At 59.5% G+C, this 13,894-nt stretch carries 8 protein-coding genes and 1 pseudogene; 5 read left to right on the top strand and 4 right to left on the bottom strand.

Annotated features, from left to right (window positions below):
* The first annotated feature begins 26 nt into the window (after positions 1–26).
* A complete protein-coding gene (locus tag A0257_17480; GenBank protein AMR28716.1) occupies positions 27–2,072 on the top strand; it encodes a thioredoxin in 2,046 nt (681 codons plus the stop codon).
* Positions 2,073–2,185: 113 nt separating this feature from the next.
* The gene (locus A0257_17475; protein ID AMR28715.1) at positions 2,186–4,732 is read left to right on the top strand and encodes a primosomal protein N'; all 2,547 of its coding nucleotides are present in this window, start codon (positions 2,186–2,188) and stop codon (positions 4,730–4,732) included.
* Positions 4,733–4,819: 87 nt separating this feature from the next.
* Here A0257_17475 and A0257_17470 read toward each other — a convergent pair whose 3' ends face one another.
* Both A0257_17470 and A0257_17465 read right to left on the bottom strand, forming a co-directional pair.
* Positions 4,820–5,209, bottom strand: a complete 390-nt coding sequence (locus tag A0257_17470) for a hypothetical protein (GenBank protein AMR28714.1) — start codon at positions 5,207–5,209, stop codon at positions 4,820–4,822.
* A gap of 41 nt (positions 5,210–5,250) precedes the next feature.
* The gene (locus A0257_17465; protein ID AMR28713.1) at positions 5,251–5,433 is read right to left on the bottom strand and encodes a hypothetical protein; all 183 of its coding nucleotides are present in this window, start codon (positions 5,431–5,433) and stop codon (positions 5,251–5,253) included.
* A gap of 340 nt (positions 5,434–5,773) precedes the next feature.
* On the opposite strand from A0257_17465, the pseudogene A0257_17460 reads away from it, so the two are divergent.
* Positions 5,774–6,427: pseudogene (locus tag A0257_17460) on the top strand (methyltransferase type 11).
* A 101-nt stretch (positions 6,428–6,528) separates the two neighbouring features.
* On the opposite strand, the gene A0257_17455 reads toward A0257_17460, so the two are convergent.
* On the bottom strand, positions 6,529–7,815 hold the full coding sequence (locus A0257_17455) for an X-Pro aminopeptidase (protein ID AMR28712.1): 1,287 nt from the start codon (positions 7,813–7,815) through the stop codon (positions 6,529–6,531).
* A gap of 139 nt (positions 7,816–7,954) precedes the next feature.
* Between A0257_17455 and A0257_17450 the strand changes: the two genes are divergently transcribed.
* On the top strand, positions 7,955–8,653 hold the full coding sequence (locus A0257_17450) for a hypothetical protein (GenBank protein ID AMR28711.1): 699 nt from the start codon (positions 7,955–7,957) through the stop codon (positions 8,651–8,653).
* A 36-nt stretch (positions 8,654–8,689) separates the two neighbouring features.
* Here A0257_17450 and A0257_17445 read toward each other — a convergent pair whose 3' ends face one another.
* Positions 8,690–9,757, bottom strand: coding sequence for a fatty acid desaturase (locus tag A0257_17445; protein ID AMR28710.1), 1,068 nt, complete (start codon positions 9,755–9,757; stop codon positions 8,690–8,692).
* A gap of 366 nt (positions 9,758–10,123) precedes the next feature.
* Here A0257_17445 and A0257_17440 point away from each other — a divergent pair, with 366 nt between their 5' ends.
* On the top strand, positions 10,124–13,810 hold the full coding sequence (locus tag A0257_17440; protein ID AMR28709.1) for a DNA polymerase III subunit alpha: 3,687 nt from the start codon (positions 10,124–10,126) through the stop codon (positions 13,808–13,810).
* Positions 13,811–13,894: the final 84 nt, after the last annotated feature.

Below are 13,894 nucleotides of genomic sequence, written 5' to 3'. Positions count from 1 at the left end.
TTGTTTTACCCGTCGCTTCCGAAATTATGTCCAGCCCCTCCCCTACCCCCGCTGCCAACCGCCTGGCTCACGAAACCAGCCCTTACCTGCTCCAGCACGCCCATAATCCGGTGGACTGGTATCCGTGGGGGCCGGAGGCGCTGGCGCGTGCCCAGGCCGAGCAAAAACCCATTTTGGTGAGCATTGGCTACGCGGCGTGCCACTGGTGCCACGTGATGGAGCGCGAATCGTTTGAGAATGAGCAGGTAGCGCGAGTGATGAATGAATATTTCGTCTGCATTAAGGTGGACCGGGAGGAGCGCCCCGACGTGGACCAGATTTACATGGATGCGGTGCAGGCAATGGGCATTCAGGGCGGCTGGCCGCTGAACGTTTTGCTGACGCCCGAGGCCAAGCCGTTTTACGGCGGCACGTATTTTCCGCCCGGCAACTGGGTGAAGCTGCTCGAAAACGTGGCCCAGGCCTACGCTGGCGAGCACCGCGCCGAGTTGGAGGGCTCGGCCGAGCGCTTCGTGCAAGTGCTGCAAGCGAGCGAGTTAGAGAAGTACGGCGCGGCCGGCGAGCTGGTGGGCACGGCCGTTAATGACGAGGAATTCAAGCTAATGGCCTATAACCTGGCTCAGCGCTTCGACCGCGAACTTGGCGGCACCAACCGCGCGCCCAAGTTTCCGATGCCCAGCATCTGGCGGTTTTTGCTGCGGGCGCATCACATCTCGGGCAGCCAGCAGATGTTGAATCAAGTAAACCTCACGCTGCGTGAAATGGCCTGGGGCGGCATTTATGACCAAGTGGGCGGCGGCTGGGCGCGCTACTCGGTCGATGCGGAGTGGCTGGTGCCGCATTTTGAGAAAATGCTGTATGATAACGGCCAGCTGCTGAGCCTCTACAGCGAGGCGTTTCAGGTGACGCAGGAGCCGCTGTACCGCGAGGTGGTTTTTCAGACCGTGAACTGGGTGCGGCGCGAATTGACTAATCCGGAAGGCGGCTTCTACTCATCGCTCGATGCCGACAGCGAAGGCGAAGAAGGCAAGTTTTACGTCTGGACCCGCGAGGAATTGCAGGCCATTTTGGGCGAAGAAGAGCCGCTGGCGGCGGCTTACTACCAATGCACGGGACTCGGAAACTGGGAGCACGGCAACAACATTCTGCACCGCCGACAGTCGGATGCCAACTTCGCCACCGAGCACATGCTGGAGCCGCACGTGCTGGCCAAGCTCATTCACGGCTGGCAAAAGCAGCTGCTGGCCGCCCGCGCCCACCGCGTGCGGCCGGGCCTCGACGACAAGGTGCTGACGGGTTGGAACGCGCTCATGATCAGTGGTCTGCTGGCGGCCTACCGGGCTTTTGGTGAGCGAGAATTTCTAGACTTGGCGCTGCGCAATGCCGAGTTTTTACAGGCTAACCTGCGCAACGGGCCGCGCCTCTACCGCACCTGGAAGAACGGGCGCGCCACCATCAGCGGCTTTCTGGAAGACTACGCGCTGGTGATTGAAGCTTATATCAGCCTCTACGAAGCCACCTTCACCGAAAACTGGCTGCGCGAGGCGGAGGCGCTGACGACGTACGTGCTCGACAATTTCTTTGACCCCGCCGAGCAGCAGTTTTTTTACACCGATGCCAGCGCCGAACCACTCATCGCTCGCAAAAAAGAGCTGTTTGATAACGTGATTCCCGGCTCCAACTCGGTGATGGCCCACAACTTGTTGCGCCTGGGTCGCCACCTTGAAAATTCTGATTATCAGGCGTTAGCAGTTGCTATGCTGGGTCAGGTGCAAGCCCTGGTAGCCAAAGAGCCACAGCACCTCGCCAACTGGGCCAGCCTCTACGTGGCGCTGTTGCGGCCGGGCGCTGAGGTAGCCATTACCGGGCCTGAAACGGAAGCATTTCGAGCGCAGCTGAGCCGACATTTTTTGCCCAATGAGATACTAGCTGGCAGCCTCACAGCCAGCGCCCTACCCCTGCTCGAAGGACGCACAGGCACTGACCAAACTACGCTCTACGTGTGCCGCGACCGCGCCTGCCAACTGCCGGTGCATTCGGTAGCCGAGGCGCTGGCGCAGCTAGCTCAGTAGCACGAACTGGAAAGTTCGCGCTACTGAGCTAGCTGAGCCCTAACCAGGAAATTCGCACTACTGGCCGCTGGTCGGGGTTATCTTTACTATTCGCCTGCTGCTAGCTGTTTCCTGTGTCGCTTACCTTCGAATTCGCTTCGCCTACCCCCGCCCCGGCGGCCACGCCCGACCGCGTGACGCTGTTTGTGGACGTTATTTTGCCCCTGCCGCTACCCAAACTCTACACGTATCGGGTGCCTTTTGAGCTGAATGACAACGTGGTAGTTGGTGGGCGGGTCATCGTGCAGTTTGGGGCCAAGCGCACGCTGAGCTGCATTGTGGCGGCCGTGCACGAAACGCCGCCCAAGGAATACCAAGCGAAGTATATTCTGGAGTTTATCGACGACGCGCCCGTGGTGACGCAGCCGCAGCTCAAGCTATTTCGCTGGATAAGTGAGTATTACCTCTGCACGCTGGGCGAGGTGATAAACGCCGCGCTGCCCGCCGCGCTCAAGCTCAGCTCCGAGTCGCGCATTCAGCTGCACCCGGCTTACCTGAACGAGGGCAGTCCCTACCCCCTCGACGACAAGGAGCAGCGCATCGTGGACAACTTGCGCACTGAGGACGGCAAGGCGCTGACGTTTACCGAGGTGGGCGACCTGCTGGGCATCGCGTCATTTCACAAAGTTATTAAGTCGCTGATGCAGAAGGATATCATCTTTCTGTTTGAGCAAATGGCGGATAAGTATTCGCCCAAAGTGCTGAAGAAGGTGCGGCTGGCGCACTACTACGTGAGCACCGCCGCCGTGGAGCGCTTGTTTGAGGACCTGGCCGCCAAGCCCAAGCAGGTGGATGTGCTGCTGAAATACTTGCAGCGCGTGCCGGTGCATCACAACGAGCACCTCAACCACCAAGGCATTGAAAAAGCCTACCTCACCAGCTCGCCGCACCTATCGGCTTCAGCGGTGAACACGCTGATTAAGAATGGCATCCTGGAGCAGTTTGACCAGATTGTGTCGCGCTTTCCGCTCGATGAAAACCCGGTGGCTCAGATGCCTTATCAGCTTAACGAAGCGCAAGTGGTGGCCCGCGACGAGGTGATGGGCCTTTTTGACCAGCAAAACATCGTGCTGCTGCACGGCGTGACGGGCTCGGGCAAGACGGAGATTTACATCGACCTCATTCGCAATGCCCTGGACAGCGGCGGGCAGGTGCTGTACCTGCTACCCGAAATCGCCCTCACGGCCCAGATTGTAACCCGGCTCATGCGCGTGTTCGGCTCGCGGCTGGGCGTGTATCACTCCAAATTTTCGGATAACGAGCGAGTAGAGGTATGGAATGGCGTGCTCTCGGGCCGCTTTCAGGTGGTGGTGGGCGTGCGCTCGGCGGTTTTCCTACCCTTCGATAATCTGTCGCTCATCATCGTGGACGAGGAGCACGAAAGCTCTTATAAGCAGTACGACCCCGCCCCGCGCTACAACGCCCGCGAGGTGGCCCTGATGATGGGTAACTTCCAGGGTGCCAAGGTGCTGCTGGGCTCGGCCACGCCGGCCGTGGAAACCTATTACATGGCCCGGCAGGGCCGCTACGGGTTAGTCACGCTCAGCAAGCGCTTCGGCGAGGCCGGCATGCCCGAGATTGAGCTGATTGACACCCGCAAGCTGCGCGCCGAGAAGAAGATGCACAACCACTTCTCGTCCGACCTGCTGAGCGCGATGGCGAGCAAAATTGCGCAGAATGAGCAGGTTATCCTGTTTCAGAACCGGCGCGGCTACGCGCCTGTGACGGAGTGCAACGACTGCGGCTACATCCCGAAGTGCCAAAGCTGCGCCGTGAGCCTCAGCTACCACAAGCACGCCCACGAGCTGCGCTGCCACTACTGCGGCTACCACGAGGGCATGCCTACCCAGTGCCCGGCCTGCGGCTCGCGGGCGCTGCGCACCCAGGGCTTCGGCACCGAAAAGCTGGAGGACGACCTCAAAATCATGCTACCCCAGGCCAACGTGCAGCGCATGGACCTGGACACGACCCGCGCCAAAAACGCCTATCAGCAGATTATCGGCGACTTCGAGCAGCAGAAAACCAACGTGCTCGTGGGAACCCAGATGGTAACCAAAGGACTTGATTTTGAGAACGTCAGCCTGGTGGGCATCGTCAATGCCGACGCCATTATTCACTACCCCGACTACCGGGCCCACGAGCGCGCCTACCAGATGTTTGTGCAGGTGAGCGGCCGGGCGGGGCGCAAGGGGAAGAAGGGCAAGGTGCTGATTCAGACCGGCGACCCTACCCAGGTCATTTTTGATAAAGTCATTCGCAACGACTACCTCGAATTTTACGAGTACGAAATAACTCAGCGCCGCGAGCACGAATATCCGCCTTTCGCCCGCTTGATACGCCTGACCGTGAAGCACATGGACCAGGAGCTGGCCCAAAAGGCGGCCATTCGGCTCACGCAGGAGCTGGCCGACCGCCTCGGGCGCGGGCCGGTGCTGGGGCCGGAAGCGCCGTACATTTTCCGCATTCGCAATTTCTTTTTGCAGGAAATCGTCATCAAGCTCAGCCGCGAGCATACGGTGCTGAAGGCGGCCAAGGTAGCCATTTGCGCGGCGCTGGATGTGGTGCGCGACCAGAAGGAATACCGCCAGGCGCGGCTGGTAGTGGACGTGGACCCGATGTAAGCGTAGCAAACGCTTGCATTAGCCAGCAAAAGGCCCTGGTTGCAGCTTGCAACCAGGGCCTTTTAGTATGCTGCAAATCAGAGTGTTCTATAGATTGTCGAGCAGCCAGAACAACAAGAAGAGCAAAGCAATAATAAACAAGATGGTACCAATTGTATTCGCAAAGCCTCCCCCGATTACGAAAAAAATCAGGCCTATTGCCCCAAAAATGATGGCGTAGCGGAGTTTGCTATCTAACCCACTGCGAGCAGTCGAAGGCGTATTAGTACCCTGGTGAGCAGTAATCTTTTGCGTTTGCTTCTCCAGCTTACGCAGTACTTTGTTGACGGCCAATCGCTGCACGAAGCCCAGCTTTTGCGCGGCTGGCGCGGCAACCGTGACCGCTTCGGGCGCAACAGCGGCTTCGGCCGGCGCGGGGGGGGTAGGCGCCGCTACTTGGGCAACGGGGACAGCCGCCACTACGATTTCGGGTGCCACGGCGGACGCTTCGGGCGCTGCCGCTGCCGCAGGGGCTTGAGCTACCGAGGGGGGGTAGCAATGGGCGCGGGGGCCACGCGGGCTTTGGGGGCGGCAGTAGTCGTGCCCAGGTACGAGGCGGACTTGGGCAGGAAGGCGTATTCAGCCCGATTACAGGAGCCTAGGGCCAGCGCGCCAGTGAGAACCACGGCGAGGCGGCTCAAAGCAGAAGTCAGATTTTGCATAAGGTGAGCAAAATGGGGAATGGAAGTGAAAGAATTGTGCCCGCAGTACGTTGGAGGAAAGAATTTAGCCGGGGACGAGGACCATTTATTTTACTTTTGGCAAGCCGCTGGCCAGCCCTACCCCCAGCCAACCGCTGAACGACCAGCGGCTTTTCATTGTTGTGCGGCGGGTGCAAACCTGTTTTTGACCATATTGCTAGTTATGAAAAACGCCGTAGTGCTGTGGGTCAGTCTGGGAACGCTGGCGGGGGTAGCGGCCTGCACGCAGCTGCCCATCGAGTCGAACGTAGGTGGCCGCACTAGCTTCCGGGCCGATGCCATCACGAACGCCAGCCGCCGGCCCGACTCGCTGGGCTACCAAAGCCGCCCGGCCCGCGACCCCAATGGCATTGGCCGCTACTACCAGGGTAGGCAGATTGCCCACGTGATGGGCCACGAGGGTGCCGACTGGCTGGAGCGCGACGAGCGCAGCCAGGAAGAAGGCACCACTACCCTTATCAAGGAGCTGCACCTCAAGCCCACCGACACGGTGGCCGATATTGGCGCGGGCACGGGCTTTTTCACGTTTCGGCTGGCGCCGCTGGTGCCGCAGGGCCGGGTGCTGGCCGTTGATATTCAGCCCGAAATGATAACGGAGCTCAAGCAGCGCCAGGCCAAGAACGGCCTGCGCAACGTGGAGCCCGTGCTCGGCACCACCAGCAACCCGCACCTGCCTGATGGTGCCGTTGACGTGGTGCTCATCGTGGATGCCTACCACGAATTCGACAAGCCCCGCGAGATGGGCCTGGCCATTCGCAAGGCGCTGCGGCCCGGCACCGGCCGCCTGGCCCTGGTAGAATACCGCGCCGAGGACCCCAGCGTACCCATTAAGGAGATTCACAAAATGACGGTGGCGCAGGCCAAAAAGGAAATGGCTGCCATCGGGCTGGAGTTTGTGGAGGTGCGCGAAACCCTACCCCAGCAGCATTTGCTGCTGTTCCGCCGGCCGAAGTAGCGCGAACTTTCCAGTTCGCGCGCGAGCGCAGCGAGCATTGTCGTCCGCACGGCGCGCTTCCGCCTGCTCGCTGCGCTCGCGCGCGAACTGGAAAGTTCGCGCTACTTCATTAGCCGTTCAATGTCAGCCAGTTCCAGCGGGATATTGGCCATGAGGTCTTCGTTGCCGGTGGGCGTGAGGAGAATATCATTCTCCAGGCGAATACCCAGCTTTTCCTCCCTGATGTAGATGCCCGGCTCGTTGGTATAGACCATGCCGGCTTCAAACTTGCGGTATTTGTAGCCCACGTCGTGCACGTCGAGGCCCAGGTAGTGGCTGGTGCCGTGCGGGAAATACTGCTTGTAGAGAGGCGCGTCGGGGTCCTGGTTTTTTACGTCATCAGCTTTTAGCAGGTCGAGCTTAATCAGCTCCTGCTCCATCGCTACCCCCACAGCTTTGTGGTAGGCTTCGATTTCATTGCCGACGACCAGCTGGGTTTTGGCAAATTTGAACACCCGCAGCACGGCTTCGTACACCTGGCGCTGGCGCGGCGAGAAAGTGCCGTTGACCGGTATGCTGCGCGAGAGGTCGGCGGCGTAGTTGGCGTATTCGGCCCCGAAGTCCATTAGCAGCACGTCGCCGTCCTGGCACTGGCGGTCGTTGCTGATATAGTGCAGAATGGTGGCGCTTTCGCCGCTGCCGATGATGCTGGTGTAGGCCGGCCCGCGCGAGCCGCTTTTCACGAACTCGTGCAGAATTTCCGCTTCGATTTCGTATTCCCACACGCCGGGCTTCACAAAGCCCAGCACCCGCCGGAAGGCATTGCCGGTAATTTCGCAGGCGCGGCGCATCAGCCGGATTTCCTCGGCGCTCTTGATGGTGCGCAGCTGGTACGTGAGCCGGGCGGCGCGGCGATACTGGTGCAGGGGGTAGCGCCGCTGCAAGTCCTTGATAAAGCGCGCGTCGCGGGTTTCGACCTCCACCACGGCCCGGATGTGCTCGTTGGAGTTGAGGTACACGTACTCGGCCTCGTTCATGAGTGCCGCCAGCACGGCCGGAAACTGCTCCAGCCACATAATGGTGGGCACGCCCGACACGGCTTTAGCTTGTTCCTTGGTCAGCTTGTAGCCTTCCCAGACCAGAATGTGTTCGGAAGTTTCCTTCAGAAATAATATCTCGCGGTGCTTTTCCAGCGCCGCGTCGGGGCAAATGACCAGGATACTTTCTTCCTGGTCCACGCCGCTGAGGTAGAACAGGTCGGTATTCTGCTTGAGCGCCAGCGTGCCGTCGGCGTTGGTGGGCAGGATGTCGTTGGCATTGAAAATGGCCAGCGACTGCGGCGGCAGCAGCTCGCGAAAGCGGCGGCGATTTTCAATAAAAAGCTCGGGGGCGATGGGACCGTAGCGCATGAGGGGGGTAGGAAACGGATTGGAAGCGCAAAGTAGCGCGAACTTTGTAGTTCGCGTCCCCGCGCCGTTTAGCTGATGCGACTGGCGTGGAGACGCGAACTACAAAGTTGGCTCCGCCCTTTCCAAGTCGCGCTACTATATGCTCCGGCAAACCCGCACCTTCCTCATTCCCTACGCCGTGCTGCTGGTGGTGCTCGGCACTGTGCTGCTGTCCACGCCCCGGCACTTGGCTTTTTTCTTCGTGAATGGCCACAACGCGCCGTTTTTCGACCAGTTTTTTCGGCCCTTTACCAACGTAGGCGACGGCCTGTTCTACGTGCTCGTCACGCTGGGGCTGCTGTTCGTGCGCTTTCGCTGGGCTTTCGTGAGCCTGGTGTGCTTTGCCGTGACCTCGCTGGCCGCTCAAATTGGCAAGCAGCTCATTTTCACGGGCCACCCCCGGCCGTTCCGCTATTTCAGCGAAAATCCTGGTTTCCCGCCCTTGCACGTGGTGGAGGGGGTAGTGATGGGCACGCTCAAGAGCTTTCCGTCGGGGCACTCCACGTCGGCGTTTTCGGTGTTTCTGCTGCTCACGCTGCTCGTGAAAGATAAGCGTTGGGGCTACGCGTTCGTGGCGCTGGCGGCCCTCACGGCCTATTCACGGGTATATCTGGCCCAGCACTTCGTGGAGGATGTGTACGCCGGCTCGGTGCTGGGCACCGGCCTTACCCTGGCGACACTACACTGGCTCCTACCCTACCTCGACAGCCACCCCAAGCCCTGGCACAACTGGCGCCTGCGCCGGCCGGGAAGCAAGGGAAATAGCACGGACCCTGTGAGTCCGCTCATGGGCAAGTAGTACTGCGACACAACGCGCGGACTCGCAGAGCCCGCGCTACGCCAACTGCGGCACGAGCACCGCGCGGCTGATGCGCTGGGTACGGCTGCGCAGGAGGTCCGTCACCTGGGTTTCGGTGCGCTGCGTGCCGTCGAGCAGCACGAAGTGACGGGCCAGCAAGTCGTAGCGCTTGGCCATGAGGTAGAAGAAAATGTGCAGAAAATGGATGCCATCGAACACAATGGCCTCGTTTTCGGCATATTGTGCCAGGTTTTGGCGGAAATGGTGCGGGTGGTCGGTCCAGTGCAGGGCCGGCTTGAGGTGGTGGCTGATGTGGTAGCCATCGTTCCAGCACTTATGATTGTAGGTGGTGTTGATGCACGTCACGCTGTTGCGGTAGCAGTTTTCGGGCGTTTCGGCATCAATAAACGCGTGCTGCGCCCAGTTGCCGAGCATCATAATGACCCGCGAGAGCACGAACGGCACCACGAACACGGCCAGCGTGGCCGGCAGGTTCACGAAGGCCAGCGCCACCGTCAGGCCCACATATAGAATTTCGCCGCGCAGCAGGCGGTAGCGCAGGGTAGGCTTGTTGCGAACCTTGAAGTAGCCCGCCAGCTTGGCCACGCCCAGAAACATAAAGTCGCCGAGGTAGCGCAGAAACCCGCCCAGCGAGTCGCGCTGGTAAAACATGGTGGAGCTTTGGTCATCGGGCAGGTTGTTTTCGGGGTGGTGCATACCCATGTGGTGCACGAAGTACGACTCCGGCGTTTGGCCAAACAGCGGCCCCAGCACCCACGGAATATAGTTGTTTAGCCAGCCGTGCTTCTTCTTAAACAGCACCCGGTGGCTGGTGCAGTGCAGCATCAGACCAAACGGCCCTTTGTAGCGGGCATTGCTAAAAAAGAATAACAGCCCGAACGTGGCCCACCACCACGCCCCGCGCAACGCCGGCACAAACAGCAGCACCGCCAGCGGCAGCATGGTGGCCGTTATTTTCAGTATGAGGTGCGCAAACGGCAGGTCACGCGGGTCTTGCAAGTAGCGAATCAGCCACTTGTCCAGGCTGGAAGGGGCGGCCGGCGGGGTATAAACCGGGTCGGTAGTAGGAGTCAGAACTTTCATGGGTGGGTGGGGTAGGAGAATCGACAACTATCACAAATAGTTGCCCCTACCACGGCTGCCACTGGCAAACCGCAAACGCACGGGCAAAACAAGGTGCTAGCTCAGTAGGAGCTAAACGCAGCCCAGGCGGCGGACCTGCAACAGTCCTTGGTACTCACCTTCCAGTGGAAGATGCCCAAAGTTAGTGTTCAGGTAAGCGTATCGGGTAGGAAGAGGTTCATTTTTTATACCGGAAAACACGGAGCGCCTTTGCCTAAACTACGTAGCTTTTCGAGTGCGCATACCCGAAAATGCCGGAAAAAGCAAGCCGGCAAACCCCACCCAGGCTATCGTATCTTTACCTGACAACTGCCTTTACTGCCTGCTATGCCCACCTTCTCGCATCTTCACTCCCACACCCAATATTCGCTGCTCGATGGCCAGGCCAGCATTTCGGCGCTCATGAAAAAGGCCCAGGCCGACGGGATGCCCGCCGTGGCCCTCACCGACCACGGCAACATGTTCGGGGCCTTCAACTTCGTGGCTGAAGCCAATAAGTACAACGTGAAGCCGATTGTGGGCTGCGAGTTTTACCTGGTGGCCGACCGCCACAAGAAGAGTTTTTTGCGGGAAAAGGGCGAGAAGGACAACCGCTACCACCAGTTGCTGCTGGCCAAAGACCAGGCCGGCTACCACAACCTGAGTAAGCTCTGCTCCATGAGCTTCATTGAAGGCGTGTACTCCAAGTTCCCGCGCATTGATAAAGAGCTGCTTATGCAGTACCACGAGGGCCTGATTGCCACTTCGTGCTGCATTGGGGCCGAAGTGCCGCAGGCTATTCTTTTTGAGAGTGAGGAGCGGGCCGAGGAGCTACTGAAGTGGTGGCTCAACGTGTTTGGCGAGGATTATTATATCGAAATTCAGCGGCACGGGCTGATGAACTTCGACGGTACCGGCAAGAGCCAGGAAGACGTGAACCAGGTGCTACTGAAGCTGGCTAAGAAGTACAACGTCAAGGTTATCTGCACCAACGACTCGCACTACGTGGACCAGACCGACTACGCGGCCCACGACCTGCTGCTGTGCGTGAACACGGCCGAGGAGCGCAGCATCCCAGTCGGCGACTTTGAGACGAATTACTACACCGTGCTCACCGCCGACCAGCGCGTGCACTACGGCCCGCTCGATGACCTGAAAGCCGCCCACGGCTACGACGAAAACGCCCGCCGGATGCTCGGCCGCATTGACGAGGAGCTGCAAAAGCCGCCGAAGCAGCGCAAGCGCCGCTTCGGCTTCGCTAACGACCAGTTCTTTTTCAAGACCCAGGCGCAGATGAACGCGCTCTTCGCCGATGTGCCGGCGAGTGTGGACAACACGAACGAGATTGTGGATAAGATTACGCCGCCCAAGCTGGCGCGCGATATTCTGCTGCCCAACTTCCCCCTACCCCCCCAATTTGCCAATGCCGACGAATTCCTGCGCGATTTGACGTTTAAAGGCGCGTTTGAAGGCCCCAAGCCGCGCTACTCCGAGCGCACGACCGAGGTGGAGGAGCGCCTGAACTACGAGCTGCGCATTATCCAGACGATGGGTTTCGCGGGCTACTTTCTGATTACGCAGGACTTTATCAACAAGGGCCGGAGCATGGGCGTGGCGGTGGGGCCGGGCCGCGGCTCGGCGGCCGGCTCGGCGGTGGCCTACTGCGTGGGTATCACCAACATTGACCCCATTAAGTACTCGCTGCTGTTCGAGCGCTTTCTGAACCCGGAGCGCGTGTCGATGCCCGATATTGACATTGACTTTGACGACGTAAACCGTCAGAAAGTCATTGACTACGTGGTGCAGAAGTACGGCAAAAACCAGGTGGCGCAGATTATCACCTTCGGCACGATGGCTGCCAAAAGCAGCATCAAGGACGTGGCGCGGGCCTTGGAATTGCCCCTACCCGCCGCCAACGAGATTGCCAAACTCGTGCCCGAAAAGCCCGGCACCACCTTGGCCGGGGCCTTCCGCGATGTGCCCGAGCTGGCGGCCATCCGCGCCGACCAAAGCGACCTCAAGGGCCAGATTCTGGCCCTGGCCGAGCGCCTCGAAGGCTCGGTGCGCAACACTGGCATTCACGCGGCGGGCATCATCATCGCGCCGGATGACATCACGAAGTACATCCCCGTCTCGACTTCCAAGGACTCGGACCTGCTCATCACGCAGTTCGACGGCAAGGTAATTGAATCGGCCGGGATGCTGAAGATGGACTTTTTGGGGCTTAAAACCCTGACCATCATCGTGGACGCGGTGAATTTAATTGAGCGCAACCACGGCGTGAAGATTGACATTGACGACATTCCGCTGGATGATGAGAAGACCTACCAGCTCTACCAGCGCGGCGACACCATCGGCACCTTTCAGTTTGAAAGCGAAGGGATGCGGATGTACCTCAAGGATTTGAAACCCACCAACATTGAGGATTTGATTGCCATGAACGCGCTCTACCGGCCCGGCCCGATGCAGTTCATCCCAGACTTCATTAACCGCAAGCACGGCCGCGAGCCGGTGGAGTACCCGCACGAGCTGCTAAAGCCTATTCTGGATTATAGCCAGGGAATTATGGTGTACCAGGAGCAAATCATGCAAACGGCGCAGATTCTGGCGGGTTATTCGCTGGGCGGGGCCGACCTTTTGCGCCGGGCGATGGGCAAGAAGGACATGAAGAAAATGGCCCTGGAGCGCGAGAAATTCATCGAAGGCGCGGGCAAGCTGCACAAAATCCCGTCGAAGAAAGCGAGTGAGGTGTTCGACGTGATGGAGAAATTTGCTGAGTACGGATTCAACCGCTCCCACTCCGCCGCCTACAGCGTAGTTGCCTATCAGACAGGATATCTAAAAGCCAATTACCCCGCCGAATACATGGCCGCCGTGCTCACCAATAACATGGGCGACATTAAGAAGGTGACTTTCTTCATCGAAGAAGCCCGCAAGCAGGGGGTAGCCGTACTCGGCCCCGACGTGAACGAATCGGAACAGAAATTTAACGTGCCGCGCGCCAACCAGATTCGCTTTGGGCTGGCCGCCATAAAGGGCGCGGGCGAGGCGGCCGTGCTGGAATTGGTGGAAGAGCGCCAAAAAAGCGGCCCTTTTTCGGACGTATTCGACTTTGCCAAGCGCATCAACCTGCGCTCGGTGAACAAGAAAACCTGGGAGAGCTTGGCCCAGGCGGGCGCGTTCGATAGCTTCGAGAAGTACAACCGCCGGCAGTTTATGGACGCGCCGGCCGGCGACCAGAACCTCATCGAAAAGGCCATGAAGCTGGGCCAGCAGCACCAGGCGGCCAAAGAATCGGCGCAGCATAGCTTGTTCGGGGCCAGCGCGTTTGGGGCCGTGGCCGCGCCCCTGCCTAAGGTGCCGGACCTGGACGAGTGGAGCACCACCGAAAAGCTGCGCCGCGAAAAAGAAGTGGTCGGCTTCTACCTCTCGGGCCACCCGCTCGACATCTACCGCATGGAAATTGACGCCTACTGCACCTGCCCGCTCGACAAGTTGGAAGACCAAAAAGGCAAGGACGTGAACATCGCGGGCCTGATTTCGGGCGTCCTGTTCCGCACCACCAAGAGCGGGCAGCCGATGGTGTCGTTCAACGTGGAGGACTACGACTCCAGCATCAACCTGGCACTGTTCCGCGACGACTACTCCAAGTTTGGGCCGCTCATTAACCCCAAAAACTACCACAACGAGCAGGTGCCGCCCATGTTCATTCGGGGCAAAATGGAGCTGCGCTACGGCACCCAGGACCAGTGGGAATTAAAAATCAAGACGATGGAGCAGCTCGCCAACGTGGCCGATAAGCTTAGCAAGGGCGTGCGCGTGAAGCTGGACCTGCGCACCGTGACCGGCCCCATGATTGACCGCTTGCAGGAAGCCATTGAGCACGCCAAGGGCTCGAAGCGCCTGGAAATTCAGTTCGTGGAGCCCCACGAGCGGCTGGCGGTGGATATGTTTTCGCGCCGCTTTCAGATTGAGCCCAAGACGTTTATCGACAAGATGAAGGAGTTTGAGTTGGACGTGTGTTCGCTGCTGTAGCCCGCCCAAACACCGGCTGAACTTTCCCCTACCCCGCTTGTTTTAGCCTAACTCCGCTACCTTGCGGCCTCATCGGCCGTATAC

This window comes from Hymenobacter psoromatis (genome assembly GCA_001596155.1).
Classification (GTDB): Bacteria; Bacteroidota; Bacteroidia; order Cytophagales; family Hymenobacteraceae; genus Hymenobacter.
This window is presented reverse-complemented; position numbering and strand designations above follow the sequence as displayed.